The organism is Spirosoma areae, assembly GCF_054781775.1.
Window position 1 is genome coordinate 363,048 of record NZ_BAAGTT010000027.1, and the last position, 25,990, is coordinate 389,037.

Below are 25,990 nucleotides of genomic sequence, written 5' to 3' on the forward strand. Positions count from 1 at the left end.
GGCTATATACCGACTGGTTATTGGTAGTTACTGGGTTATTGAATTGATTTGAGTACTAACCCAGTAACTACTAACCAGTAATCTAAAAATTAGGCGTCAGGGCCGACTCAACCGCTGGCAGTGGATAATAATCATCCAGGATGGTGAACGCATTCGGGGGAGGCACCGCCCCTTTCGGAAAATAATAATCCTGCGGGTTTGCTTTTACACGAGCGCCATAGGCCCCAATGACTTCTTTTACCCGGCCCGTTCGGACTAAATCGAACCAGCGCTTGTTTTCAAAAGCCAGTTCTACGCGTCGTTCCTGATAAAGGGCGGTTCGCATATCGGTTTGCGAAGCGGCTTTGGTAGCGGCCAGTCCCGCCCGGGTCCGCACCTGGTTCAGGTAGGTAGCGGCTTCGGCGGTTTTACCCTGCTCATTTAAAGCTTCGGCTAAAAACAGCAGTACTTCGGCATAGCGATAAACGGGCCAGTTCTGTCCCGTGTTGTTGTGCAGCGAGTGGGGCCGGGCAAACTTTTTGATGTAGGGATACACTTTATTCTCGCGTAAACTCTGGCTTAGCGTAACGGTGCCGATGGAAATATCTTTGCGTTTGTCGCTCGCTTCGTAGGCTGCAATCATATCCGGCGTGGGGATGTTGTTGTTCTCGCCGGACAGCGCCTGTGGGTTCGAGGTTCCGGTGATGGGGCCTAACTCGGCCGCCGTGATGGGTGTTGGAATAACCCGGTAGATGTAGTTACCGTTATAACCGGCAGACCCTTCCAGATACTGCACTTCAAAAACCGATTCTGGATTATTCTTATTCCCCGTTGTGGTCGAAAACGCATCGTTATAATCCGGCATCAGCTTATAGCCGTCGTTGGTTACGACATCTCTCAGCAGCACTTCGGCATCGGCCCATTTTTTCTGGACGAGGTATAGATTCGCCAGCGTTGTTTTGGCTGCCCCCGACGTGGCCCGGCCCGCTGTTTGTTTGGCTTTGTTGGGCAATAGTTTGCCCGCTTCCGTCAGGTCTTTGGTTATCTGGGCGTATATTTCGTCGGTTGTTGCTAAGGGCAGAGCCGCATCTTCGCGACCCGTAACCGGCACTAAATGCAACGGAACCCGGCCGAAATACCGAACCAGTTCAAAGTAGGCGAAAGCCCGCAGAAACAGGGCCTGGCCCTTCAGGCTGTTTTTCGAATCGGCAGCAAATTCGACTTTATCAATCAGCGCCAGAATTTGGTTCGTGCGGGCAATGATCTGATAATCATAGCGATATTGTTGCAGCACGTGGTCATTCGCCGTCACCTTCCCCTGTTCGCCGGTTGACGTAGGCAGGGCAAAATCAGCGATATTCTCAGTCGGGTCAACGGCGCCGAACAGAATATTGCGGGCATAGTACGTATTGTCGGAGTGCATTTCGCCCAGAATCCAGGCCCGTTCGTTGAAGATAGGCCGCAGGGGCACATAAGCCGCATTCACGGCCTGTAGAAAATCAGCTTCTTTCGTGAAAAAGATCTCCGAACTTAAATTCGTCTCAGGAATTACGGTTAAAAAATCTTTCTGGCAACCCGTCAGGACAACGCCTAACAGCCAGGTGGCTATAAATTTTGTTTTCATCTCCTAATTAAGTTGAGGGTTTGATGTTTCAGGTTCAATAAGCAGGCAACAGTCTTACAAAGCCTGAAATCTGGAACTAACTTCGTCGGATTCGCTTAAAAATTCAGGTTGATGCCCAGCGTGTAGGTACGAGGAACAGGATAGTTGGAGAAATCGACTCCCTGACTCAGATTGCCCCCGTCGCCATTTCCATTTCCCTGAGCGCTGGTTTCGGGATTAGGCCCACCCCAGTAGTTCGTGAAGACATACACCTGCTGCACCGAGGCATACAAACGAGCCGACTTGAAGAACTTGTTCATCGCGCCGATGCTATAGCCTAAGGTTATATTCTTGATGGTGAAATACGACGCATCCGCCAGGAATTGAGTACTGTTCCAGTCGCGTTCAATACCCGTGTAATTCCCTCCATTATTGGTGGCGCCAAACTGCCCCGCTCCTGGTGATATAACGGTGGTGGCGATGTTGGTGGCGCTATTGCGAACCCGGAATCGGTCGTTTACACCCGCCACCAGGTTGAATACCCCGTCCAGATTGGCGGTGCTGTACAGATGGCGTACCCAAAGCTGGTTGCCATACGAACCAGAACCCTGAATCGACAGATCGAAGTTGCCGTAATTCAGCGTGTTGGTAATGCCGTAGGTAAACTTGGGGAATGGGTTACCAATAATGGTGCGGTCGTCCTGGTCGCCCCCGTAGGTGATCAGGCCATCGCCATTCACGTCCTTGAGCTTAATGGTGCCGATGGCAGAACGGCCCGTGATGACAGGCGAATTTTTAAGCTCCTCGGCGCTTTGATAATAGCCTTCTTTGACCATGCCATAAAACTGACCAAACGGTTTTCCGACCTGAGTAATGTGGAACGTACCATACACCCGGTCGATGCCCGGCGCCAGGCTCACCACTAAGTTCCGGTTGAAGGAGATGTTGGCGTTTGTGGTCCACCTGAGTCTGCCAGTTGTGTTTTTGGTAGTCAGGGCAAACTCATGTCCCCAGAACTTAATCTCCCCAATGTTGTCATTGAAATTACCAAATCCGGCTTCCTGCGGAATCTGTACGGCATAGAGCAGGTTTGTTGTGCGTTTGGTGTAAAAATCGTAGACAAACTGGATTCGGTCGTTGAACAAACCCAGGTCCAGGCCAACGTCAAACTGTTTGGTTGTTTCCCAGCCCAGATTGGGGTTTGCCAGCGAGGTTACGACGGCGCCGGTAGCAACATCGTTGCCAAACACTGCATTGGTTGTATTGTTCACCAGCGCATACTGGGTGTAATTCCCGATGTTGTTGTTGCCAATGACTCCATAACTCGCTCTAAGCTTGGCAAACGAGACTGGCGAGTAGTTTTTCAGGAAGCTTTCGTCCGACATGACCCAGCCTACCGAAGCGGATGGAAACGTACCCCAGCGGTTGTTGGCCCCGAAACGCGAAGAGCCATCGCTCCGTATTGAGGCTGTGAACAGGTATTTGCCTTTGTAATTATACGTTAAGCGGGACAGGTAGGAGGTCAGCGACCATTGGTTCACGGCATTGCCCGTGTTGGCCGGAATATCGACGTTTGAGCCGATGGGCAAGGTAGCGCCGGCCCGGTCGATGTTGATGGCTCCCTGAATGGTAGGCAGCCGGTCATCAGCGTAGGTATTGGCCATAATCCGGGTGACATCCTGCCGGAACCGCTGATTCGTGAAACCCGCCAGCAGCTCAAAATTATGATCGTTGAAACTCCGGGCATACGTCGCTAAGTTTTCGTTCAGCCAGGAGATGTTCTCATAATTCTGCCGAATGGAAACGGCGGTGGTCGGTATGGGTACGTTGATGGCGCTGGTAGCCGTTGACGGATTAAAGAAAAAGAACTTGGAGTTCAGGTATTCGACGTTGATCGTCGAGCGGAGCGTCAGTCCTGCGAGTGGTTTGTATTGGACATACGCATTCGCCAGCAGGTTCGTGTTTTTGGTTTCGTTCGTTAATTCCTGCGCGGCCCGTACCCAGTTTGGGTAGGCGAAAATGTTACCCGTGCTGCTCGGCAATGTATTAAATTTGGTCAGTTCGCCATTGGCATCATAAATCGGCATGATGGGCCAGGTGTGCAGGGCGTTGAAGAGGATGCCCGTGCCCCGGTCGCCATCGGTTCGGGGGGTATTGTCGAACACATACGAAGGCGCCAGGTTGAACCCGATGGCCACTTTATCCGAGATGTTGTAATTGGAGTTCATCCGGAGCGAATACCGCTTGTAGGCATTATTCAGCACCACTCCCTGCTGGTTAAAATAACCGGCCACCAGCGACGTGCTCGATTTGGCTCCATTCGAGGAAAGGCTCAGGTTGTAGCTTTGGATGGGCGCCGTGCGGAGCAGCGCATCATACCAGTCGTTGTTTTTTCCTTCGTATTGGGCCGGATTTTGGAATACGTCCGGTACGGCCTGGTTTTGGTCTTCGTAGAAATCTTTTTTAAACTGGGCAAATTCAACGGCATTGAGCATTTTTACCCGGCCTTTCATGGGCACTTGCTGCACACCGGCATAGGTGTTGAAGCTAATGCTGGTCTGGCCGGGCTTGCCTTTCCTGGTCGTGATCAGCACCACCCCGTTGGCCGCCCGCGACCCATAGAGCGAGGTAGACGCGGCATCTTTCAGAATGGTGATGTCGTCAATTTCGTCGGGGTTGAGCTGGCCAATACTGCCCGTAATGGGAAAGCCGTCGATGACATAGAGCGGATCGCTGCCCGCCGACACCGACACTTGCCCCCGAATGCGGATGGATATGCCCTGCCCAGGCTTACCCGTGGTTTGATTGATTTGAACGCCCGCCAGCCGGCCCTGTAGTTTCTGGCCAATCTGCGAAACCGGCAGGTCTTTGATTTCCTGCGCGCTGATGGTCTGAACGGCACCGGTTATTTCCTTTTTCAACTGACTGCCGTAGCCAACCACCACAATCTCGTTCAGCGTCTGGTCATCGGGCGACAGCGAAACCGTCAGCGAGGTTTCATTGCCTACGACCACTTCCCTGCTGCCATAGCCAACAAAACTGAAGACCAACACCGACCGGGTATTGGGCACGGAGAGCCGGAAATTACCCACGCCGTCGGTGGTAGTGCCCTGGGTTGTTCCCTTCACCACCACACTCACGCCGGGCAGGCCGGTGCCTTTCTCGTCGGTTACTTTACCCGCTACGGCTACGTCAGTCGGCACAGCGGCTGCGTTCATCATGTCGTGCTTCAGGCCATCTACAGCCAATGGCGTCAGCCTGGCAGAAAGCCGATTGCCTGGCGGCATAAGGGCTTCCTGGCCCAGGGCAATACCAGCCGAACAGCCAATCCATGCACTTAGGGCTACTACTTGATAGATTTTCTTCATAATAGTATAAGGTTCAGGGTTTGTAAGGACTCAAGTGGCACCAAAACAGACAATTTATTAACCAAATATCACCAGTCGCCCAGTTTTCACTTTCCTACACTTACCCATATTATTGGCTATTGACCTGATTTTATTGGAATATTCTATAAAACGGGACCGGGCCGACGCTTCGGCTGGGCGTGGTCAGACCGTGCCAGTGGTCGGTACCTGAAAGTAGAGAATGGCTATGCAGGGTCTTTATTAGAGGATTCCCACATGAATGCCAACCCTTGATTGAGGCTATGCCAACTGATGAATTGACTATGCTTTATCACATAAAAATTAACGACTATTCGAACACGCCGAAGTACCAGCAGATTTACAACTCGATAGTCGAAGGCATCGAAAATCGGGATATTCTGCCGGGCGATAAATTGCCGTCTATCCACGAAGTAGTTGCCCAACTCGATGTGGCCAAAGGCACGGTAGAGCGGGCTTACGAACTGCTTAAAGAGAAAGAAATTATTGAGGCCGTTCGGGGGAAAGGTTTTTATATTAATTATAACAATACTGGCCAAAACCTGAAAATATTTCTGTTATTCAATAAGTTAAGCGCTCACAAAAAAATAATTTACGACTCGTTCGTGGAAGTGCTCGGGCAGGGCGTTCCCATCGACTTTTTTATTTATAACAATGATTTTCGGTTATTCCGGGATTTGATTCTGCGGCAGGCCCGCAACCATACACACTATGTCATCATTGGCCATTTTTTTGATGGGGGCGAAAAAGCCGATGAACTCATTAACAGCCTGCCCAAACATAAGCTGGTGATTCTGGATAAACTCCTCGAAGGTATTTCCGGGAAGTATGCCGCCGTCTTTCAGAATTTTGAAAAAGACCTGTACCAGGCGCTAACAGAAGCCCTGCCGTTACTGAAAAAATATACGACCCTCAACATTCTTTTGCCATCCTACACCTACCATCCCAAAGCCATACTGAACGGGTTCTATAAATTCTGTTTTGAGCATAACTTTACGGCCCAGGTTGTTCATGACATTCAGCAGGAGGTTATTCAGCCACACCATGCCTATATCAACCTGATGGAGGAAGACCTGGTTGAACTGATCAAGAAAATAAAAGCGACGCACTATGTCGTTGGGCAGGAGGTGGGGATTCTGTCCTATAATGATACGCCCCTGAAAGAATTTCTGCTCGAAGGCATAACCGTCATGTCGACTGATTTTTCGCTGATGGGACGAACAGCCGCCCAGTTAATCCTGAATGGCAGCGTAGAACACGTAGAAAATCCGTTTCGGCTTATTGTCCGCAAATCACTGTAGCCGATTTGTGGCGCAAAAAGCGCGTGTGTGCCGACTGACGAATGCCATTACTCCCAGTAATGGCATTCGTCAGTCGGCACACACGCGCTTTTTTTTCAGCTTAACAGTAAGAAAAATAACGCAGCCTACTTTCCTGAATACCTGCTGCCCAGGGCGGCTCGATGCTTGTTAAGTTCCCGTTAAATTACTCCCGTATGCCTCCTTCTCTTTCGTTTCGCTTTGGTGCCGAAGCCTACACCTGGTTCATGAACAACAATGGCCAAACCCACGCTAACCGCTTAGGGCACATGATCGACATTACGGCTCAGGCGGGTTTTGGGGGTATTGAACCCATTTTCAACTGGATGGGCGACCTGCCCGATGCCGACAGCCTGGCCCGCAAACTGAACGAACAGGGGGTCGAATTAGCGGCCATTGCCCTGGCGCTGGACTGGAACCTGGCCGACGAAACCGAACACGAACGGTACGAAGCCGACCGGGCCATTGCCCTGCTGAAACACTTTCCGGGTGCCTTGCTTTGCACCGTGCAGAAACCAACGGGGCGGCATGAGATCGACACCCGCCGGCGCAATCTGGTGAACATCGTTAACCGCGTATCGCGCCGGGCCGTCGAGCAGGGGGTGCCGTGCAGTTTTCACCCCAATTCGCCCCATTCGTCCATTACCCGCACTGAAGAAGATTACCGCGTGATTATCGAGTCGCTCGACGCGTCGGCGACGGGCTGGACGCCCGATGTGGGCCATCTCATCAATGGCGGCATGGACCCGTTGACAAAAATGAAAGAGTATGCATCGCTCATTAATCTCGTTCATTATAAGGACTGGGACGGGAAGCCCGAATTTGCCCTGCTGGGAAAGGGAAAAGTCGATTTTGTGGGCATCACTCAATGGCTGATTGAGCAGCACTACAGCGGCTGGATCATCTGCGAAGATGAAGGTCCCGAAGCGATGGACGACCCGGACGGCGTTACGCTGCACGATGGGCGCTGGGTGTATGAAACGTTACTTCCCTCACTTAATGAGTGAACGATAGACTGAGTGAATAGCTGGCGCAACATCTGGTCACTCATCCTGTCACTCTATCATTCACTCAGTCTACCTATCATTCATTCACTCAGTCTACCTATCATTGAACTAACCATGCCCCGAATAGAAACCAACGGTATCAATCTGTATTATGAAGAGCGCGGGTCAGGCGAACCACTGCTGCTGATTATGGGCATCACAGCCCCTGGGTCTGTCTGGGAAAAACATGCCAACAACTGGCAGCAGTATTTTCGCTGTATTCTGGGCGATAATCGGGGGGTTGGGCAGTCTGATAAACCGGCAGGGCCCTATAGCACCGCACAAATGGCCGACGATTATGCCGGCTTGATCGACCAGCTTGGCTTGCCACCCGTGCGGGTGGTGGGCGTGTCGATGGGGAGTACAATTGCCCAGCAGTTGGCGTTGCGGCATTCCAACAAAGTGCGTTCGCTGGTGCTGATGTGTCCGTGGGCACGCTGCGACCGAACCGCCGAAGCCATCTTCCGCCACATGGCCACCATCAAAGCCCGGCTTCGGCCCGACGAATTCGCGAACTACATTCAGTTGCTGATTTACACCAAGCGAAGCTGGGATGATGACGCCACCTTTACCGAACTCCAGGCGGGTCAACAGCAGGCCGCTATTGATGCACAGCCTCAACCATTGCATGGCCTTGAAGCGCAGGCCGAAGCCTGCATTACCCACAACACCCTGGCCGACCTGGGACGAATTGACCAGCCCTGTTTAGTCATCGGCGGACGAAAGGATATTTTTACGCCCGTGTGGATGAGCGAAGAAGTAGCCGCAGCCATTCCCAACAGTGAACTGCACCTCTACGACGATGCCGGACACGCCTTCCACTGGGAGTGCATTGATGACGTCAATCCGCGTGTTCGCGAGTGGCTGCTGGCTCATTAAAACAACTTCACAAGCCGTGCCAGCCCCGCTGAAATAAGCAGCATAACGGCCACAAACCCTAAGCCAAAATATAAGCCAAACGCTTCGGCAACGAAACCAATAAGGGGCGGACCGGCCAGAAAACCAACGAAGCTAAAGGTGGCAAATGTGGCCAGACCAGCGGCTGGCGGAATACCCGGCACCCGCAGCGAGGCCCCATACAGGATGGGCGCCCCCAGGGAACAACCCGCGCCGAGCAGCGCAAAACCAAGTAAGGCCGTTGGCGGGTAGGGGAGCGCAATAGCAACCACTAACCCCAGGGCGGCCAGCAAACCACCAATCTGGAGCCACCGTTTGGCCCCGATTTTTGGAATAATGGCATCACCGAGGAAACGAAAACCGGTCATGGTGAGCGAGAAACTGGCGAAGCCCAGGGCCGCAATCTGACTGCTGGCACCCAGGGTTTCGCGCAGGTAGACTGCACTCCAGTCAAAAGCGGCTCCCTCGCCCATCGCTAAGGCCAGCCCAATCAGAATCATCAGCAATAAATCCCGGTTAGGCCGCACAAACGATGACCCGGCTTTCTCACCCGACTCGGTCTGACTGCTCGATGGAATCTGGGTCAGCAACGGTTGCAGCACAAAGGTCAGGATCAGAATCAATCCCGCCATAATGGCCATGTGCACCGGGGGCGGCACATGCAGGGCAATGATAGCTCCGGCAATGCCCGACCCCAGCAGGCCGCCCAGACTCCACATGCCATGACACGACGACATGATGATAATACCCTGTGCCCGCTCCAGATTGGTGGCGCAGGTGTTCATGGCTACGTTGATAAGAGCAGCAGCTAAACCAAGCAAAAACAGCCCAAAAGCCATAACCAGCGTGTTGGGTGCATTAATAGGAATGCAGACAGCTACGGTCAGACCCAGGGCCGACCAGAAACAGGCCCGCGCTTCGCCCAGTTTAGCAATGATCCAGCCCGTTAAGGGGTTCATCACGAGCAAGCCAGCAGGCATGGCAAACAGGGCCAGGCCCAGTTCGGACTCGGACAGATGCAGTTTTTCTTTTACGTGCGGAATGTGCGCGACCCAGCTACCAAACAGGAGGCTGTCCGATGCAAATACCAACCCAATGGCCAGTGCCTGCCGATTCAGAAAAAACGTCAGCAGGTTTTGTACGAATAGGTTTCGGTATGGTTTATTCAAGGATGCAGTTGTATTCATGACACAAAAATAGCCGGTTCAAACCGGCTATTTTTACAATCTATTGGCCATTACTGATGCTGTATTGACTATCAAGTGCTGATAGTTACTCATTCATTGTCAATGACGTATTATTTTTGAGGTGGCCAGCCATTGCTTTCCGTAACTTCTCAACCTTGGGCAGCGATACCCGCTGAATATAGGGCTGATCGGGATGCAGGGCAAAGTAATTCTGATGGTAGTTCTCCGCCGGGTAGAAAACCGTAATTGGGGTGACTTCCGTAACGACCGGGTTAGTGTAGTGTTTCGATTCGTTGGTGCGTTTGATAGCCGCCAGAATTTCGGCTTTTTCGTCGGGAGTGCGGTAAAAGGCCACCGACCGATAATCGCGTCCGGCATCGGGTCCCTGCCGGTTCAGCGTCGTGGGGTCGTGGCCCGCGAAAAAGGCATCGAGCAACTGGGCATAGCTGATCAGTTTAGGATCATAATAAACCTGTACCGATTCAGCATGGCCGGTTCGGTCGGTACCAACCTGCTCATACGTTGGATTTTTGACCGTACCGCCTGCATAGCCCGAAATAACCTCCCGGACCCCTTTAAGCTGGTTCATGCCTTCTTCCAGTGCCCAGAAGCAGCCCCCGGCAAAGGTGGCAACGGCTTCGCCTGTTTTAGGCGCTGGTAATTTGGCGGGCGCATAATCGGTCGACTGGCCCTGAGCGCACCCTGCCAGCAACAGCAGGCTAAGCGCGTATACATGAATTCGGTTCATACAGTTTCGCGACAATATTGTGTCACTGTATAAACGATTGGAACTCGGTTCCGGTTTCATGGGCAGGGAGCAGGAAGCACGGGAATACTATGTACCCCGCTCTGCTTCACATCCCCTGCGATCCCTACTCTCCGCTCCCGGCCCCGTGCTCCCCGCCTATGAAACTTCAGTTTGAAAAAATAGAACCCGAAGTCGGTAGCTCGTTCCGGGTTATTCATAATACGGAACCTGAAACCTGCCGCGTCTATTGGCATTATCATCCCGAATACGAAATCGTCTACATTCCATCTGGCAACGGACAGCGACGCGTCGGCCTACACGTGTCGCGCTACGAAGCCGGTGAACTGGTGTTTATCGGCCCCAATCTGCCGCACCTTAATTTTAGTTACGGGAGAGCGGGTCAGTTTGAGGAAATTGTGGTGCAGATGCGCGACGATTTTATGGGTGAATCATTTCTGCGAAAGCCTGAGCTGGCGCCGGTCCGGCGGCTATTTGAGCGGGCACACCTGGGCCTGACGTTCGGAACGGATACCAAACGGCGCGTCGGCCCTTTGTTAGCGAAACTGCCCGAACTGGCGCCCTTCGAGCGATTTCTGACATTGCTGCAGGTGTTGCAGCATTTAGCCGACGCCCCCGACATCGAACCGCTCCATGCCGATGGCATCCGGTTCGACCTCAACCCCAAAGAGCAGGAACGCATCAACCGGGTTTGTCGGTACGTTGAACAGCAGTATGCCAATCCGGTCGACATTCAGGCCGTGGCCGATTTGACGAGCCTGACCGTTCCGGCATTTTGCCGCTATTTTAAGCGCATAACCCACCTGACGTTCACCAATTTTGTCAACGAATACCGGGTCAACCAGGCCCGTCGGCTGCTGCAATCCGCCCGGACCGTGGCCGATGTTGGCTTTGCGGTTGGCTTCAACAACCTGTCGCACTTCAACAAGACATTCCGGGCCGTAACGGGCCAAACGCCGAGCGCGTACCGGAAGGCGCTGGTGGGGTGAGGGAGCACTACTAAAAAAAACGCCCCAATGATACGGCGATCATTGGGGCGTTTTCCATCAATAAACCAGTTTAGATACCCGGATAACCCGGATTCTGCGGGGTTAAATTGGGGTTATTTAACAACTCCTGCTTGCCGATGGGGAACAACAGATGTTTTTCCTGCAAAGCCACGTTCGAGCTTTTGTTGACGTGGCCAACGAAATTGTCGAATCCATTTGTGGTTTCATTGTAGACTTTCCGCAACCGCACCATGTCGTACCAGGTAATTTGCTCATAGCACAGTTCATGCCAGCGTTCCCGCCAAACAGCCTCCCGGAAACTGGCCTGCGTATACGTGCTTAAGGCGGGCGTAGTGAGTTGTGCCCTGTCGCGGATACGTTTGAATGCGTCATAGGCAGCCTGCGTGGGAGCGCCTAATTCGTTCTGCGCTTCGGCATACATCAGGAGCACGTCAGCATACCGGATTTGAGGAACATTCAGGTTGTTGTTCTTGGTCGGGCTGCTGCCCGGCGCGCCATTGGCTGTCCGGTTGAAATGCTTGAAAATGTAGGGAGCGCCCAGGTCAAAGGCGGCCCCCGTGCCATTCAGAAAGTAGGTGGTGTAGAAGTACCCAGCCTGATCTTTGGCCCGCAAATCGCCCGGTTCATACGACTTATAAAAGGCCGGTGTAGGAATTGTACTACCCGTGCCGCCGACGCCATTGGAGGTAACGGCCTTAAAGTTGGGATACATGTTATCAAACGGATTACCCGCCACCAGCGTATTATACTGAATCATGAAGATGTGCTCCACCCGGTTTTTGTTGCTTTCCTTATGGACATCCTCATACGTCGGAAACAGGTTAATGGCTGTTGGGTTCGCGTTGGCGTATGTAATCACTTCGAAGGCTTTGTCGGCTGCTAATTTGTAGTGCGACGCGCCCTTGCTAAGCGGAAAACCAGCCATTGTCAGGTACACCCTGGCCAACTGCGACTTCACGGCCGCCAGGTTAACCCGTCCGCTCGCATCCGTCCAGGCCAAACCAGCCGCTTCGGCAGCGGTCAGGTCCTCCACAATGAGTTTATAGATATCCTCCTGTTTGGCCCGCGTCGGAAAGAAATCCTCTGAAGTGACCGTTTGCGGTTTGGTAATCAGCGGAGCATCGCCCCAAAGGCGAACAATGTTGAAATAAGCATACGCCCGCAGAAATTTTGCCTCGCCTATGATTTTGGTTCGCTGCGCTTCAGGCATTGGGTTTATGCCCGGAACTTTATCGAGTAGCTGATTGGCCTGGGCAACAATTCGATACAAGCCATTCCAATAGTTAACGACGTGCTGGGTATTGCCATCGTACACCAGGGCATAGAGGTTATTCAAATCGGAGTTTTGCGCCGTTTCCGTGATGGACGTGCCGGTAGGGGCTTCGAGCATTTGCCAGTTCGCCGAGAATATACCGGAACCATCGCCCATAAACCGCAGGTTATCATAAACTGCAGCCAAAGCAGCTTCGGCATGGTCGGGAATGGTATAGAAATTATCCGGCGTCAGGTTGGAGGGGGCTTTTTCGAGCAGAAAATCCGAGCAGCCAGCCGGGCCAAGAAGTATCGCTCCACTGAGCAACACCCTGCCCACATAGTTTATTACTGTATATCGCATTATGAATGTCGGTTTATTGAGTTGAATGGATTAAAGGCCAATCTGTAAGCCCAGCATGTAGGTCGTTGGCTTGGGGTAGTTATGCCAGATCTCGCCCTGCGAGAAGGCGCTGCTGCCATCACCCTGGTTGGTTGGCGTTACTTCCGGATCACCAATGATTTTGTCGGACACCAGCAAGAAGAAATTCTGCGACGTAGCGTATATCCGGAGCCGGCTCATTTTAAGTCTATTGGTGATTGCGCTCGGGAACGAGTAGCCCAGCAGCAGGTTTTTACCGCGTAGAAACGACCCATCCAGAATCCAGTGGCTGTCCACGTTGGTCACGTAGCCCGCCCGGGTTTCGCGTATTTCAGCAATGGGCGTGTTCTGATTAGTCGGCGTCCAGGCATTCAGCACGCTTTTATAGCTGTTGGCAATCGAAACGCGGTCCTCGCTGGGGTGGAAGTTCATCATCATGACATCGTTGCCCTGCGAGAACTGAAGTTCAAGCGTTAAATCCAGGTTTTTATATTTCCAGGTGTTGGTGAAGGCGCCCCAGAATTTCGGGCTGCCATTGCCAATGATGCTCCGGTCAGCATCCGTAATGGCTTTATCGCCGTTGACATCCAAGTACTTCAGATCGCCGGGCAGAATCGTCAACCCATTCCGATAGCTGGTGAATTTGGCGGCCTCTTCGCGTTCAGCTTCGCTCCAGGTACCTAAGCGGGTCAGCCCCCAGAATGAACCAACCGATTCCCCAATCCGAATGATGTTGGTCTGGTTGATAAAGTTGGGACCACCCACCCCGAAAATATCCGACGGTGTGGCCAGCGACAGCACTTTGTTGCGGTTGAACGATACATTGAAGGCACTGTTCCACTGGAAACCGCCTCGATCAATGTTAACCGTATTCAGGCCAAATTCAAATCCCTGGTTTTGCATCGACCCCACGTTCCGGCGAATGGTGCCATAGCCGCTGGTACGTGGTACGGGCGCATCGAGCAGCATGTCGGTGGTGAGTCGGTAATAATAATCGGCTTCCAGCGAAATACGACCTTTGAACAAACCCAGTTCGACCCCAATATCGCTCTGCGCTGTTTTCTCCCAGCGCAAATCCGGGTTAGCCAACCGGTTGATGCCCGTTCCGCCAAACCGGGTATCATTGTAAATGGTGGCATAGTTCGAGCTTAACAGCGACAGCGACGAGTAAGCCGGAATTTCGGAGTTACCGGTCAGGCCATAGCTGGTACGCAGTTTCAGGTTAGACACCACCGGATTGCCTTTCAGGAAGCTTTCTTCCGACACCCGCCAGGCTAAGGCTGCCGAGGGGAAAAACGCAAATTTGTGATTTTCGCCGAACTTCGATGACCCATCGGCCCGCCCCGTAAAAGTGACTAAATACTTTTCTTTGAAGCTGTAGTTAATGCGCCCGAAGTAGGAACTGAACGAGGTCCGGTCGGCAAAGGAACTCACGGCGGGCAGGGTACTGCCAGCACCTAAGTTATTGAAGGTAAAATAATCGGTGGCAAAGTTCCGTACACTGGCCCCAATGCCAAATCGATCCGTTGCCTGCCACGAAATGCCCAGCAGAGCCGTCAGGGAGTTATCGGCATTGATCTGCTTGTTGTAGGTCAGGTAATTCTCCAGCGACCAGAACGTCGTTTTCGTGTTGTTGGCCGCAGCTGTACCACTGGCGCCAATGTCTAAGGTACGGGTCTGCGACTGGTTGATTTCCTGGGTCTGAATATTGCCCCCCAGCACGGTCTTCATTTCCAGCCCTTTGCCCAGCGTGATGTTGGTAAACAGGCTACCGATGGTGGTTTGGGTATTCTGAATATACTTCCGGTCCATCAGCCGGTGTACCGAACTCATCGACCCTTCGGCCTGCGGGTAGTCGCGGTTTTCTGCATACTTCCCATTATCCGGGTAGGTAACTGGCAGGAAAGGAAAGTCCTCCACAATTTGCCGTGCCACGGCATCATTGATATCGACTAAGTTCTCGGTCTGGTTATTGTAGCTTAGGGTTCCGCCAATTTTGAGCCATGATTTGACCTGATCGTCAATGGTAAACCGGCCCGAATACCGTTTCAGATACGATGTTTTAATCAGCCCTTCATCGTCACGATAACCCACAGACAGCGCATACTGCGTCCGCTCATTACCACCACTGAAGCCTAACTGATGACTCTGGGAAAGCTTGTTCTGCGATGATTCCTTGAACCAGTCGGTGTCATACAGCGGGTTCAGGTTGGCATCGAAAACGCCCGGGTGGTCTTTGCTGAACTGGGTTCGTCTGACTACCGGGTCCAGGTTTGCGTATTTACCGGACGCCCAGCCGGTGGGGTCATATTTTTTGATGTTGGCATAAGCAAGGTCTTCCGTAGCCAGATATTCTTTGGCGTTCAGCACCTGCGGCTTGTTGGGGCCAATGGTGTTTACGCTGAAGGTTCCGTCATAGGTTACCCGGCTTTCGCCAGCTTTGCCTTTGCGGGTTTGCACCAGAATAACCCCGTTGGCTCCTCTGGCTCCATAAATAGCCGTTGAGGAAGCGTCTTTTAAGACCTCAACCGAAACAATATCGCTTGGGTTGATGTAGTCGATGGGTGAGCTGAACTGGTTGCCGTTGCCTTGCGGAAGCAATACGCCGTCGACCACAAATAAAGGGTTATTGGAGGAGTTGATCGAGGAGAAACCCCGAATCCGAATGGTGGTCCGTCCGCCCGGCCGGCCTGAGTTGGTGTTGACCTGCACACCCGCCATGCGGCCCGACAGGGCCTGGCTCAGCGAAGGAGCCGGGCGTTCCATAAGCTGGGCTTCTTTAACGCCCGCAACAGCCCCGGTCAGGTCTGATTTGCGGGTCGTACCGTAGCCAATAACAACGATCTCATTCAGGGTTTTGTCATCGGCCTTCAAACTCAGGTTAATCGAACTCTGGCTCCCTACCCGTACCTCCTGCGATATGTAGCCAACAAAGGAGAATACCAGGGTAGCATTGGCATCGGGCACGTCTAAGCGGTATCGTCCGTCGGCATCGGAGACGGTGCCGCGCTGTGAGCCTTTCAGCAGGACACTTACACCCGGCAGGGGGTCATTTTTTTCATCCGTGACCCGTCCCGTAAGGGTCCGATCGACGGATTTCTTATCGGAATTAGCGGTGGCTCCTACGCCATCATCTCCAGAAGCCGGAGTTGTGGCATAAGTAGAGAGAGAACAAAGCAGGATGGTGCTGAGGGTAAAAGACAATTGCCTGATCCTGACAGGAATAGTCTGCCCTTGTAAAGGTGTTAGCATAGGTTTTTTGCCTCTAACAGGCCATTATGTTTATACGATTGAGAATTGAAGAAAAGAAAGAATTTATTGAAAGGAGTAAATGACGTACTTTTTCTACTCATCTGGATATGCACTTGATAAAAAAAATTAAAAACCGAATCAGTTAGTTAGTCAATTGCTGCTATCAGGCACATCATCGCTCCCTCGGCTGACCCCTGTTTTCTCTACACTTCGCCCCCGTCTTTCAACGGTTGACCCCCCAACGGCTTTCGCAGCGTCCGCTCATCTGCCAATTTTGACCTGTCGAAACAAACAAAACGGTTCAGGTCAGCATGAAAACAGCACATGTCATTCTTCTCGCCCTTACGGCAACCGCAGGGCTTCGCTCATCGGCATTCGCTCAGAACCCATCGGCGGATCGGGCTACATTCCCCTACTCAAATCGCTTCACGGTAGGGGGCGGCATCAGCCAATTGTTGCTGGGTGGCTTTAACATTCAGGCCGAATACACCACCAAACGCATGGTATTCGATTATTCGCATGGATTTAACCTGATTCTGTCGGGGCAGGTAGCTTCGGCCAACGCCCGCGATCAGAATCTGACGGAAAAGATACCGTCGACGCTGGGCATCGGCATTGGCTACCGGCTGACGCCCGGCCTGGATCTCCGGGTTGAACCCAAGCTGCACTTCTACGACCTGTATTATACTAACGGACGGGGCGAAACAACATCCGACAAAGTGGCTACCTACCAGACCGCTACACTGGGTCTGGGCGTTTACTATCGCTATTACCCGTTCCGTAAACAGCCCAATGCCCTGGCGGGCATTCTTCTTCTGCCCAGCCTGCGCTACTGGCCCAACATCTGGAGTTCATTAACCGACAATAAGCTGACGTATGTGAACCGCACCACCAACCGCACCGAAACGTATAAAGCCGCCACGCAGGGCATTGCAGGCACTGGCGGCTTGCTGGCCAACATCACCATTGGCTACACATTTGGTATGCACAAACGCTAAATCAGGTAAAAACAGCCTGAACATCAGGTCTTTGCTCCAGGAAGCACTATCTTTATCGGGCCATTTTCCTTATAAATTGTCTGCATTGTGAACCTAACGCAACCAACGCCTTATACGCTGAATGATGGTAAGATTCGCCTGGTTGGCATACCCCTGCTCAGTTTGGTGGTCCCGGCCACGATGCACTTCGATGACTTCCGGCAGTTCAACACTGCTTTTGCCACCTACTGGTTCCTGGGGTTGTGCACAACCCTGATTGTTTGGGAAGGCAACCGGTTCGTTATTCTTTACATGCGTCGGTTACTGCCTGCCTACAATCAGACAACCCAACGCTTGCTGGGCCAAACGGCACTCGGCCTGGTATACACGTTCATCGCCACCTATATACTGGATGAGGTAATCTGCAAAGCCATTCTTCATAAGGAACTGACCTTATTTACGGGGTTTCGCATCAGTATCGTTCCGATGATTGTGGTGTATTTAGTGTACGAAGCGGTCTATTTCTTTGAGGCCTGGAAACTAAACGTTCGCAAGACCGAATCACTGGCCCGCGAGAGCGTTCAGTCGCAGTTGGAGGTGCTTAAAAATCAGCTCGATCCGCACTTTCTGTTCAACAGCATGAACACGCTGGCCGCATTAATCGACGATGAGAACATCAACGCGCAGCAATACCTCGAACGGCTGTCGGATGTGTACCGCTACGTGCTCGTCAGCCGCAATAAAAACACCGTGCCACTGGAAGAAGAAATTGCGTTTCTGGATGCGTATGTGTATCTGAACAAAATCCGGTTTCGTGATAATCTACAGGTTGAAAAGAACCTCTCTCCGGCAGCGTATCGCCAGTATGTGACGCCGTTGAGCCTGCAGATGCTCATCGAAAACGCCATCAAGCACAATGTCGTCTCGAAGGAGAACCCGCTCAAGATCAGGATTCAGCAGGAGGGCGACCAGTATTTGGTAGTAGAGAATAATATCCAGGAGAAAACAATTCTGGAGAAATCGACGCGGGTGGGTTTGCAGAACATCATCAACCGATACAGCCTGCTCACCGACCGGCAGGTGGAAGTTATCCGAAACGGGGGCTTGTTCACGGTGAAGATTCCCTTGTTACTCAATTAGTGAATGATAGAGTGATTGAATAGGGTTCGTGCGCCAGATATTCTATCATTCTATCATTCACTAATTCAATGATTATACTATGAAAGCCCTCATCATCGAAGACGAGTATCCGGCGGCTGAACGGCTCGAAAAGCTCATCCGCAAAGTAGACCCCAGCCTTGAGATCGTTGGGGTGCTCGAAAGTGTGGAGGCTGCTAAGCGATGGTTTGCAACGGGCCAGCCCGTTGACCTGATTTTCTCAGACATTCAGTTATCCGACGGGTTGAGTTTTCAGATTTTTGAGTCGTTTCCGGCGCATAGCCCCATTATTTTCACAACGTCCTACGATGAATACGCCATCAAAGCCTTTCGGGTGAAAAGCATTGACTACCTGCTGAAACCAATAAAACTGCCCGAACTGACTGATGCCATTCGGAAATACGAATCATTCAGGCAGGATTTTTCGCCCCAGGCCTATGCCAAAAAAGTGGAGTCGCTGCTGGATAGTTTAGAAATGAGCCGCCGGACGCACAAGACCCGCTTTCTGGTCCGCAATGGCGAGCAGCTTATTCCGGTGGCGCAGGAGCAGGTGGCGTATTTCTACACGGCCAACGAACTGGCCTGCTTAGTCGGACGCGACGGGCGGCAGTTTTTAGTCGATTACTCGCTCGAAGAATTGGAAACGCTGGTCGACCCGCAGCATTTCTTCCGGCTGAACCGGCAGTTTATTGCCCAGGTAACGGCCATTCAGAAGATACATACCTATTTCAACGGCAAGCTAAAAGTCGAACTCCGGCCCGACACCGCGCAGGAGGTACTTGTCAGCCGCGAAAAGGCCCCCGCCTTTAAAGCCTGGTTAGACGGGTAATTAAATCAATCCCAAACGTACTGGATTCACCTCACTCAGCAGATGCTTAATCGCTCTGTGTCAGGGCTGTTGTGCCTTCCCTCGCCCCCGGCCCCTCTCCCAGAGGGCGAGGGGAGCAAAAAGAGTTTCTCTGAAACTCCCCTCGCCCTCTGGGAGGGGGGCCGGGGGTGAGGGAAATAAACCGTATTCCAATCAATCATCCGTATGAAAATGCTCCTTTTTTTGTTACTCATTTCCCTCATCAGCAGCCCGTTACTGGCGCAGCAACGTCTGAATTATACCCTATTGGCGGATGGTCTGGTGAATCCACAACTGGCTAAGTCCAGTTTGTACGCAATGGGCGTAGGTGTGCGGGGAGAGGTTAGCAAACCACTCCGCAATCCGGCTTTCGAGCTGTTCGCTCAGGCGGGCTATGCCCATTTTTTTCAGAAATCGACCAGCGCATTTGTCGCCAACATTGGCTTAGTGAACGTCGGCTACCGCTATCAGTCCCGAAAAGCATTCTGGGCATCGGTGGGCGTGGGCGCTCAGTACTGGAACGAACGGATGCGGGTTCGCTTCGCGGACTACGCTGTGGATGAGACCATTAATGCGGTTATGCCCGCCGTCATTGTCGGATTGGGCGCACGAATCAAGTCCCGCTACCGGCTCGGTGTGGAGTATCGGGGGCTGTTTGAGCCGGAAGATGGCGGGGTGCTGCTCCGCAATAATGTTGCTTTCTCCATTGGGTATACCTTCTGATTTATCGGCTATGACATCAATCAATGCTACCCTGTTAGCCGCCAGCGTGGTCGTCTTCGGGCTTACAGTTTACGCCTGTCAACCGACCGAACTGGCAGTAAACCCCGACGAGAATTTTGGCGCACTGCCGCAAGCGGTCATCGACCCCGCCGACAATCCGCGCACGCCCGAAAAAGTCGCGCTGGGCAAACTGCTGTTCTATGACCCGATTTTATCGGGCAACAAAGACGTGTCCTGCGCCACCTGCCACCACCCGAAATTCGGGTATAGCGACGGCCTTGACCTGCCTATTGGCGTGGGTGGAGAAGGGCAGGGGAGTACCCGGCGTTTTCGGTCGCCGGGCACCATTCCGCACACCAAACGCAACGCGCCAACGCTGCTGAATGTCGCGTTCAACGGTATGGATACGAAGGGGTTATACAACCCAACGGCGGCCCCCATGTTTTTTGACCTGCGGGCGAAATCGCTGGAGACTCAGTCGCTGATGCCGATTGCAGCCTTTGAAGAAATGCGTGGTACGGTGTTTTCCGAGACAAATGCCATCGACAGTGTGCTGACCCGGTTGCGCGGTATACCGGCGTATAAAAGCTCGTTCCAGACCGTTTTTGGCGCTGCAAATTCCATCACGGTACAGAATCTGGGGAAAGTCATGGCGGCTTACGAACGGACTTTAGTGGCCACCAACGCGCCGTTCGACCGGTATTTGCGGGGTGACAAATCGGCCATGACCGACGCTCAGAAACGGGGGATGGTGCTGTTCATTCAGAACGGCTGCAACACCTGCCACAACGGCCCCATGTTCAGCGATTACAAAACCCACGTATTGGGCGTAGCCGACAACGAGAAATTAGGTTTTTCCGACAAGGGCCACCAAGATGCCTACGCCTTCCGAACGCCAACCCTGCGAAACGTCAGCCTGACGGCACCCTACATGCACAACGGTAAGCAGCAATCACTGGCTAATGTGCTGGTTTTTTACGACCGCATAAAAGATGGTAACCAATTGAACACCAACGTAACAACTACTCAGTTAGACTCGCTGCTTCGGCCCCGGGTAACCCTCAGCAACGACCTCGTCGAATTTCTGCACGCGCTCACCGACGACAGTTTCGATAAGTCGATTCCGGCCAGCGTACCCAGTGGATTATCCGTTGGTGGAAAACTTCAGTAAAATTACCCCCAACCCCCTGAAGGGGGCTTTGTCCACTTACTCGCAGCCAAAGCTCCCTTCAGGGGGTTGGGGGTAATTATAATTATACCTCCTCTAAACGAACGTTCCGCATGAAACCATTCTTTCTTCTCCTCTGCCTCACGCTGGGGACGGCTCAGGCACAACAATACCGGATTGTTACCGGAAAAGTTAGTGATGCGTCAACTGGCGCGGGATTGGCCGGAGCGTCGGTAAGTATGCTGGAACGCGCTGGCAAAGGTGCCCGAACCGATGCCGAAGGCCGGTTTGTCCTCATCCTGCCCGCCGACAAACTAACCCTGCTTATTTCGCATCTGGGCTATGCCGCTCAACGTATTCCGCTCACTATTATCCGGGATGAGGTGGCTAATGTTCGATTGAAACCTGCTGAGAATCAACTCAATGAAGTGACCGTAATGGGGCTGTCGAATGAGGATAAAGTGCTGTCGACGCAAACCAGCGTTGATGTTGTGGACCGCCAAACGGCTTTAGCACTGCCGGTCGTTTTTGGTGAAATCGACCTCATCAAAGTGCTGCAACTAAAGCCGGGCGTGAAGTCCACCGGCGAAGGCACCAGCGGCATCAGCGTGCGCGGGGGCAGCACCGACCAGAACCTGTTTCAGTACGATGGCACAACGGTTTATAACCCCAGCCATATGTTCGGTTTTTTCAGTACGTTCAACATCGACGCCGTGAAAAATGTAACGCTCTACAAGGCGGGTTTTCCGGCAGAGTACAGCGGGCGGCTGTCGTCGGTGGTAGATGTTCAGTCGCTCAGCCCGAAAGACAGTACGCTGCATGTGGGCGGGGGCATTGGGCTGATTGCGTCCCGGCTGAACCTGACGGGACCCATCGGGAGTAAACTCCGATTTAATCTGGCGGGTCGGCGCACCTATGCCGATGTGATTACCGAGGCCATCAACAGCCGGAACGCCGGTAAGCCCAATGTAAACGCCATTCCCCGGTATTTCTTCTATGACCTCAATGGGCGATTAGACTTTACCATTAACGAGCGCAGCAAGCTTTTTTTGAGCGCCTACACCGGACGTGACCGCTTTTTCTTACCGTCGCAGGTATTCCGAAGCACCTTCGACTGGGGCAATACCGCCGTTTCGCTGCACTGGCAGCAACTATCGAAAGATGGGCGTTGGAACAGTCACGCATCGGGTCACTACGCCAGCTACGACTACCGATTGGTTTCGACATTCGACCGATTTACGTTTAACATCGGGTCGGGCATTGATGATTTAGTCCTGAAAGAACGGGTTTCCTGGCAACCAACCACCCGGCATACCGTCACGTTCGGGGGCGAACTGACCCGTAGTCAATTTTCCATTTCGCGGGTCAATATTTCCAGTGTCAAACCCGAGGAGAACATCGACACCGGCGAAAAGCCACTTGTTTGGGAAGGTGGTTTGTTTGTAAGCGACGACTGGGACCTCTCGCCCAAACTGAAACTCAGCGCCGGGCTGCGCTGGTCGGGTTTTCGGCAGGATAGTGTCGGCTACAACGCGCCCGAACCACGCTTAGCGATTCGCTACGCCTTTAGCCCGTCGGTGTCCGTCAAGGCCAGCTACGCCCGGATGGTGCAATACCGGCATTTGGTGGTTAGTTCGGGGGCCGCGTTGCCCACCGACATCTGGTATCCATCCACCGCCAACATAAAGCCCGAATACAGCGACCAATTGGCAGCCGCGCTCACCTGGAGCATCAGCAACAAGTTTCTGCTTACCAACGAACTGTATTACAAACGATTGCGTCGGGTAGTAGACTTTAAAACGGGGGCGCAACTGTTTGCCAACGACCGGCTGGAGAACGAATTTGTGTTTGGCAATGGCAGTGCTTATGGCAACGAGATTTATTTAGAAAAAACGTCGGGGCGGCTTCGCGGTTGGGTGGGCTACACCCTGGCCTGGACCTGGCGTGAGTTCCCCGACATTGATGGGGGCAGACGGTTCTTTCCCCGCTACGACCGTCGGCACGATATTTCGGTGGTGTTGATGTATCAGTTGCGGCCCCGGCTTTCGCTGTCGGCCACATGGGTGTACAATACGGGCAATGCCGTGTCGCTGGCAACGGGCCGCTACGTGTCGATGGATAACCCGTATGTGCGGGTCGAGAACCCGGCCGGGCAGGTAGTGCCGGAGTTTCCGGCCCGGAACAACTACCGGATGCCGCCCTACCATCGGCTGGATTTAGGCATGGTCTATAAATTTAAGCCGGGCCGCGTCCGGCCGGGCTGTGGCGAAAGAGACCTGACCTTTACGGTCACGAATGCCTACAACCGGCTGAACCCATACCTGATTACCTACCAGGCACAAACCAATTCAGAAGGTAATCCAACCGGCGAATTCCGGGCGCGGGCTATCACCTTATTTCCGCTGCTGCCGTCGCTAACGTATAATTTCCGATTTTGATGAAACTGAACCCACAACTTGCTGTGAGGTCAGGTTCTTAAACCTGACCAGAGAGGTTTCTCAAAACCTCTACAAAAAGGCACACGAGGGTTTTAAAAATCGCAACGGCGAGCTGTCCCCTCGGTATCGGGTTTAAGAACCCGACACCACGGAACCACGACCCTAACCGCTATTCACTCAAAGATTTACAACCATGAAACTGAACCAAACGTATCTTCGCTATGGCCTTGTATTAACGGCAGGCATTGCCCTGGGGGCCTGTCAGCAGGACATTGACGTGAAACTGCCGTCCTACGAGTCGAAATTAGTAGTGGAATGCTACCTCGAAGACGGCCAGCCGCTGCGACTCACGCTGTTCGAAAGCCAGAGTTACTTAGAAACCACTGCGTTGCCGCTTATAAATGGGGCCACCGTTGTGCTAACCCATCAGGGCCAGCGCGATACTATTCCCAATATCCCTTTTGTCGATCGTGCGGCAGGGAAATCATATAATTATAGCAGTCCTAAACGCATCCGGGCTGACTACGGCGCACCCTACACGATCACCATACAGGACAGCCGGGGGCGAATTCTGACAGCCACCACGCAGTTCCTTCGCCCGGTACCGATTAAGAGCATTACGCCCGAATTCAACGCAAAACGTGAAGCTTACGGACTGACTAAATTTGACGACCATCCACAGGAGAAAAACTATTATCGCCTGACACTCACCCGAAACCGGCGGGTCGATACCTTATCGCTGAATGCGCTCATCGATGATTCCTTCAGCAATGGTGAAGAAATCAACTGGGGGTCGGGCTACAGCTTCAGGTCGGGCGATACCATTCATGCCACGCTCTACCACTGCACTCAGGACTATTACAAGTTCCTGACAACGTCGCAAAGTGCGCGGCAGGCCAACGTAAATCCCTTTGCGGCATCGGGCGAAGTGATCAGCAATGTGCAGGGTGGCCTGGGCATTTTTGCTACGCTGTCGTATGCCTACAAATCGTCGGTGGTGCCCTAACGACAAGATGTGGATATAGCCAGTTACGTCTGAGCGGCAACAACGAATTCGCCAATCAACCGGACGCCTTCTAACGTCAGCGACGGAACAATGTCTGTAAATACATCGCTCAATAATGGAATCCGGCCCGACAACCCGCCGGTAGCCACCGCGATGCAATCGCCGTTAAGTTCGGTTTGAATGCGGCCGATAAGCGAACGAACCAATCCCTCATAGCCCAGCACGACGCCAGCCTGAATGGCATGGGTTGTGCTCAACCCCAGCGCCGACGAGGGCACCTCAATGGGGACTTCGGGCAGTTGGGCGGTGTTGGCAAACAACGAGCGAATGGCCGTTTTCAGACCCGGTGCAATGGCTACGCCCAGAATTTTACCCTCGCCCGAAACCGTCGTAAAGGTCAGGGCCGTACCAAAATCGACAACAACGCAGTTCCGCCTATAGCGGGTGTAAGCGGCCAGGGCATTGGCGACCAAATCGGCCCCAATTTCGTGCGGACGCAAAATTTCGAGGGGCAGCAGGGGATAAATACCGGGACCAGCGACCACCGGCTCAAACCCGAACAATTCGGTCAGCATGGCCCGCACGGTAGGGGTCAGGTCGGGAACAACGCTGCTTAGAACGGTGGTTTTGATGGCGCTGAGGGGAATACTGGCCTCCAGCAACCAGAGCCGGAGCTGACGCTCGTAGGATTCGGCTGATTCATCGCGTCGGAGGTTCGGCTTTCCGATGGGTGTGCGCCAGATATATTGCCAGGTAGTTTGGGCGTAGAGTCCGAAAACGGCGTCGGTATTACCGATATCAACGATTATCTGCACAGGAGCGAAAAATAGACGGTTACGGGGCGAAATAAGGTGAAAAATGGCAGATTCCAGCATTTGCCGACGCCTGTCATCTCCTACCACTAAAGCACAGCCTTTTTTGGCTGCGTCGTCATGAAATCTTTCAGGTAGAACGGCTCAAACTGGGCCAGATTCTCAACCTGATTTTTGGCAAACGCCAACGTCGCTAATTTGCCCACTGTGCGGGCGGATGGCACAACGGGTATATCTGGAAAAATAGCGTTCGGGTGTTCGCATAACAGTGCCCGGCATTTGGCAGCCCCGTCGCCGAAAAACACGACCGGCCCCTTCGTGAGCCATTCGCTAAAGGAGTTTTCGTTAATAATCTGGGCGGAAGTCGGCTGAACTTCGTGGCCATCAGGCGTATACAATGCACAATAGACTTCCATTCGCCGGGCATCAATCATCGGGCAAAGGATATAACCCATTGGAAAATAGGCCCGAATTTGCTCGGTCATGGCTGTTAGGGTATTCACGGCCAGCAACGGTTTGTCTATCGCAAAACACAGCCCTTTGGCTGTTGACACGCCAATCCGCAGGCCCGTGTAGGAACCCGGCCCTTTGGCAACGGCAACGGCATCGAGCTGACTGAGTTCATGCCCGGTTTGCCGCACAACGTTGTCGATGAGCGTCGTAAGCATGGCTGCCGAGGTGCGTTCGGTGAACAGTTCGTAGCTGCCCAGCAACGCATCGTCCTGGTGAAGCGCAACCGAACAGGCAGCCGTTGAGGTATCGAGCGAAAGAATGAGAGGCATC

Annotated in this window: 19 protein-coding genes; 11 read left to right on the forward strand and 8 right to left on the reverse strand. The window is 52.9% G+C overall.

Annotated features, from left to right (window positions below):
* Positions 1-82: 82 nt before the first annotated feature.
* Positions 83-1,603: a RagB/SusD family nutrient uptake outer membrane protein gene (locus ACYVI1_RS15605; RefSeq protein WP_460911545.1), complete on the reverse strand. Its 1,521-nt coding sequence runs from the start codon at positions 1,601-1,603 to the stop codon at positions 83-85.
* A 95-nt stretch (positions 1,604-1,698) separates the two neighbouring features.
* Positions 1,699-4,803 (reverse strand): SusC/RagA family TonB-linked outer membrane protein, encoded by a 3,105-nt coding sequence (locus tag ACYVI1_RS15610; RefSeq protein ID WP_460911762.1) that lies wholly within the window; start codon positions 4,801-4,803, stop codon positions 1,699-1,701.
* Between the two features lie 449 nt (positions 4,804-5,252).
* On the opposite strand from ACYVI1_RS15610, the gene ACYVI1_RS15615 reads away from it, so the two are divergent.
* The 3 genes from ACYVI1_RS15615 to ACYVI1_RS15625 all read left to right on the forward strand — a co-directional run bounded on the left by ACYVI1_RS15615 (position 5,253) and on the right by ACYVI1_RS15625 (position 8,212).
* On the forward strand, positions 5,253-6,269 hold the full coding sequence (locus tag ACYVI1_RS15615) for a GntR family transcriptional regulator (RefSeq protein WP_460911546.1): 1,017 nt from the start codon (positions 5,253-5,255) through the stop codon (positions 6,267-6,269).
* Between the two features lie 194 nt (positions 6,270-6,463).
* Positions 6,464-7,294 (forward strand): sugar phosphate isomerase/epimerase family protein, encoded by an 831-nt coding sequence (locus tag ACYVI1_RS15620; RefSeq protein WP_460911547.1) that lies wholly within the window; start codon positions 6,464-6,466, stop codon positions 7,292-7,294.
* A 114-nt stretch (positions 7,295-7,408) separates the two neighbouring features.
* The gene (locus tag ACYVI1_RS15625; protein ID WP_460911548.1) at positions 7,409-8,212 is read left to right on the forward strand and encodes an alpha/beta fold hydrolase; all 804 of its coding nucleotides are present in this window, start codon (positions 7,409-7,411) and stop codon (positions 8,210-8,212) included.
* Here ACYVI1_RS15625 and ACYVI1_RS15630 read toward each other — a convergent pair.
* On the reverse strand, positions 8,209-9,417 hold the full coding sequence (locus tag ACYVI1_RS15630; RefSeq protein WP_460911549.1) for an MFS transporter: 1,209 nt from the start codon (positions 9,415-9,417) through the stop codon (positions 8,209-8,211). The two genes, ACYVI1_RS15625 and ACYVI1_RS15630, sit on opposite strands and share 4 nt — an antisense overlap.
* Positions 9,418-9,502: 85 nt before the next feature.
* Complete coding sequence (gene msrA, locus ACYVI1_RS15635; RefSeq protein ID WP_460911551.1) at positions 9,503-10,165, reverse strand: peptide-methionine (S)-S-oxide reductase MsrA; 663 nt, start codon at positions 10,163-10,165, stop codon at positions 9,503-9,505.
* Between the two features lie 158 nt (positions 10,166-10,323).
* Here msrA and ACYVI1_RS15640 point away from each other — a divergent pair, with 158 nt between their 5' ends.
* Entirely contained in the window at positions 10,324-11,172 is an 849-nt protein-coding gene (locus ACYVI1_RS15640) for a helix-turn-helix domain-containing protein (protein ID WP_460911552.1), read from the forward strand.
* Between the two features lie 70 nt (positions 11,173-11,242).
* On the opposite strand, the gene ACYVI1_RS15645 is transcribed toward ACYVI1_RS15640, so the two are convergent.
* Together ACYVI1_RS15645 and ACYVI1_RS15650 are read right to left on the reverse strand one after the other, a co-directional pair.
* Positions 11,243-12,808 carry a RagB/SusD family nutrient uptake outer membrane protein gene (locus ACYVI1_RS15645; RefSeq protein WP_460911553.1) on the reverse strand — a complete coding sequence of 522 codons (1,566 nt, stop codon included), beginning with the start codon at positions 12,806-12,808 and terminating at the stop codon, positions 11,243-11,245.
* A gap of 30 nt (positions 12,809-12,838) precedes the next feature.
* Complete coding sequence (locus ACYVI1_RS15650) at positions 12,839-16,078, reverse strand: SusC/RagA family TonB-linked outer membrane protein (RefSeq protein WP_460911554.1); 3,240 nt, start codon at positions 16,076-16,078, stop codon at positions 12,839-12,841.
* Between the two features lie 311 nt (positions 16,079-16,389).
* Here ACYVI1_RS15650 and ACYVI1_RS15655 point away from each other — a divergent pair, with 311 nt between their 5' ends.
* The 7 genes from ACYVI1_RS15655 (at position 16,390) to ACYVI1_RS15685 (ending at position 24,395) form a co-directional block, all read left to right on the forward strand.
* On the forward strand, positions 16,390-17,076 hold the full coding sequence (locus ACYVI1_RS15655; RefSeq protein ID WP_460911555.1) for an outer membrane beta-barrel protein: 687 nt from the start codon (positions 16,390-16,392) through the stop codon (positions 17,074-17,076).
* Positions 17,077-17,163: 87 nt separating this feature from the next.
* Complete coding sequence (locus ACYVI1_RS15660; RefSeq protein ID WP_460911556.1) at positions 17,164-18,195, forward strand: sensor histidine kinase; 1,032 nt, start codon at positions 17,164-17,166, stop codon at positions 18,193-18,195.
* 79 nt (positions 18,196-18,274) lie between these two features.
* Positions 18,275-19,042 carry a LytR/AlgR family response regulator transcription factor gene (locus tag ACYVI1_RS15665; RefSeq protein ID WP_460911557.1) on the forward strand — a complete coding sequence of 256 codons (768 nt, stop codon included), beginning with the start codon at positions 18,275-18,277 and terminating at the stop codon, positions 19,040-19,042.
* A 204-nt stretch (positions 19,043-19,246) separates the two neighbouring features.
* A complete protein-coding gene (locus ACYVI1_RS15670) occupies positions 19,247-19,783 on the forward strand; it encodes a hypothetical protein (RefSeq protein ID WP_460911558.1) in 537 nt (178 codons plus the stop codon).
* A gap of 10 nt (positions 19,784-19,793) precedes the next feature.
* A complete protein-coding gene (locus ACYVI1_RS15675; RefSeq protein ID WP_460911560.1) occupies positions 19,794-20,954 on the forward strand; it encodes a cytochrome-c peroxidase in 1,161 nt (386 codons plus the stop codon).
* A 110-nt stretch (positions 20,955-21,064) separates the two neighbouring features.
* On the forward strand, positions 21,065-23,389 hold the full coding sequence (locus tag ACYVI1_RS15680) for a TonB-dependent receptor (protein ID WP_460911561.1): 2,325 nt from the start codon (positions 21,065-21,067) through the stop codon (positions 23,387-23,389).
* Between the two features lie 193 nt (positions 23,390-23,582).
* The gene (locus ACYVI1_RS15685; protein ID WP_460911562.1) at positions 23,583-24,395 is read left to right on the forward strand and encodes a DUF4249 domain-containing protein; all 813 of its coding nucleotides are present in this window, start codon (positions 23,583-23,585) and stop codon (positions 24,393-24,395) included.
* Between the two features lie 23 nt (positions 24,396-24,418).
* Here the strand turns inward: ACYVI1_RS15685 and ACYVI1_RS15690 are convergent, their stop codons facing one another.
* Together ACYVI1_RS15690 and tsaB are read right to left on the reverse strand one after the other, a co-directional pair.
* Positions 24,419-25,210: a type III pantothenate kinase gene (locus ACYVI1_RS15690; protein WP_460911763.1), complete on the reverse strand. Its 792-nt coding sequence runs from the start codon at positions 25,208-25,210 to the stop codon at positions 24,419-24,421.
* 86 nt (positions 25,211-25,296) lie between these two features.
* The gene (gene tsaB / locus ACYVI1_RS15695) at positions 25,297-25,989 is read right to left on the reverse strand and encodes a tRNA (adenosine(37)-N6)-threonylcarbamoyltransferase complex dimerization subunit type 1 TsaB (protein ID WP_460911563.1); all 693 of its coding nucleotides are present in this window, start codon (positions 25,987-25,989) and stop codon (positions 25,297-25,299) included.
* Position 25,990 lies beyond the last annotated feature (1 nt).

Bases quoted from the DNA above. Each gene is read 5' to 3' on its own strand.
- ACYVI1_RS15650 (WP_460911554.1), bottom strand. From the start codon at position 16,078: ATGCTAACACCTTTACAAGGGCAGACTATTCCTGTCAGGATCAGGCAA.
- ACYVI1_RS15670 (WP_460911558.1), top strand. From the start codon at position 19,247: ATGAAAATGCTCCTTTTTTTGTTACTCATTTCCCTCATCAGCAGCCCG.
- ACYVI1_RS15625 (WP_460911548.1), top strand. From the start codon at position 7,409: ATGCCCCGAATAGAAACCAACGGTATCAATCTGTATTATGAAGAGCGC.
- tsaB (WP_460911563.1), bottom strand. From the start codon at position 25,989: ATGCCTCTCATTCTTTCGCTCGATACCTCAACGGCTGCCTGTTCGGTT.
- ACYVI1_RS15630 (WP_460911549.1), bottom strand. From the start codon at position 9,417: ATGAATACAACTGCATCCTTGAATAAACCATACCGAAACCTATTCGTA.
- ACYVI1_RS15655 (WP_460911555.1), top strand. From the start codon at position 16,390: ATGAAAACAGCACATGTCATTCTTCTCGCCCTTACGGCAACCGCAGGG.
- ACYVI1_RS15610 (WP_460911762.1), bottom strand. From the start codon at position 4,803: ATGATGAACGCAGCCGCTGTGCCGACTGACGTAGCCGTAGCGGGTAAA.
- ACYVI1_RS15605 (WP_460911545.1), bottom strand. From the start codon at position 1,603: ATGAAAACAAAATTTATAGCCACCTGGCTGTTAGGCGTTGTCCTGACG.
- msrA (WP_460911551.1), bottom strand. From the start codon at position 10,165: ATGAACCGAATTCATGTATACGCGCTTAGCCTGCTGTTGCTGGCAGGG.
- ACYVI1_RS15680 (WP_460911561.1), top strand. From the start codon at position 21,065: ATGAAACCATTCTTTCTTCTCCTCTGCCTCACGCTGGGGACGGCTCAG.
- ACYVI1_RS15675 (WP_460911560.1), top strand. From the start codon at position 19,794: ATGACATCAATCAATGCTACCCTGTTAGCCGCCAGCGTGGTCGTCTTC.
- ACYVI1_RS15640 (WP_460911552.1), top strand. From the start codon at position 10,324: ATGAAACTTCAGTTTGAAAAAATAGAACCCGAAGTCGGTAGCTCGTTC.
- ACYVI1_RS15620 (WP_460911547.1), top strand. From the start codon at position 6,464: ATGCCTCCTTCTCTTTCGTTTCGCTTTGGTGCCGAAGCCTACACCTGG.
- ACYVI1_RS15615 (WP_460911546.1), top strand. From the start codon at position 5,253: ATGCTTTATCACATAAAAATTAACGACTATTCGAACACGCCGAAGTAC.
- ACYVI1_RS15685 (WP_460911562.1), top strand. From the start codon at position 23,583: ATGAAACTGAACCAAACGTATCTTCGCTATGGCCTTGTATTAACGGCA.
- ACYVI1_RS15645 (WP_460911553.1), bottom strand. From the start codon at position 12,808: ATGCGATATACAGTAATAAACTATGTGGGCAGGGTGTTGCTCAGTGGA.
- ACYVI1_RS15665 (WP_460911557.1), top strand. From the start codon at position 18,275: ATGAAAGCCCTCATCATCGAAGACGAGTATCCGGCGGCTGAACGGCTC.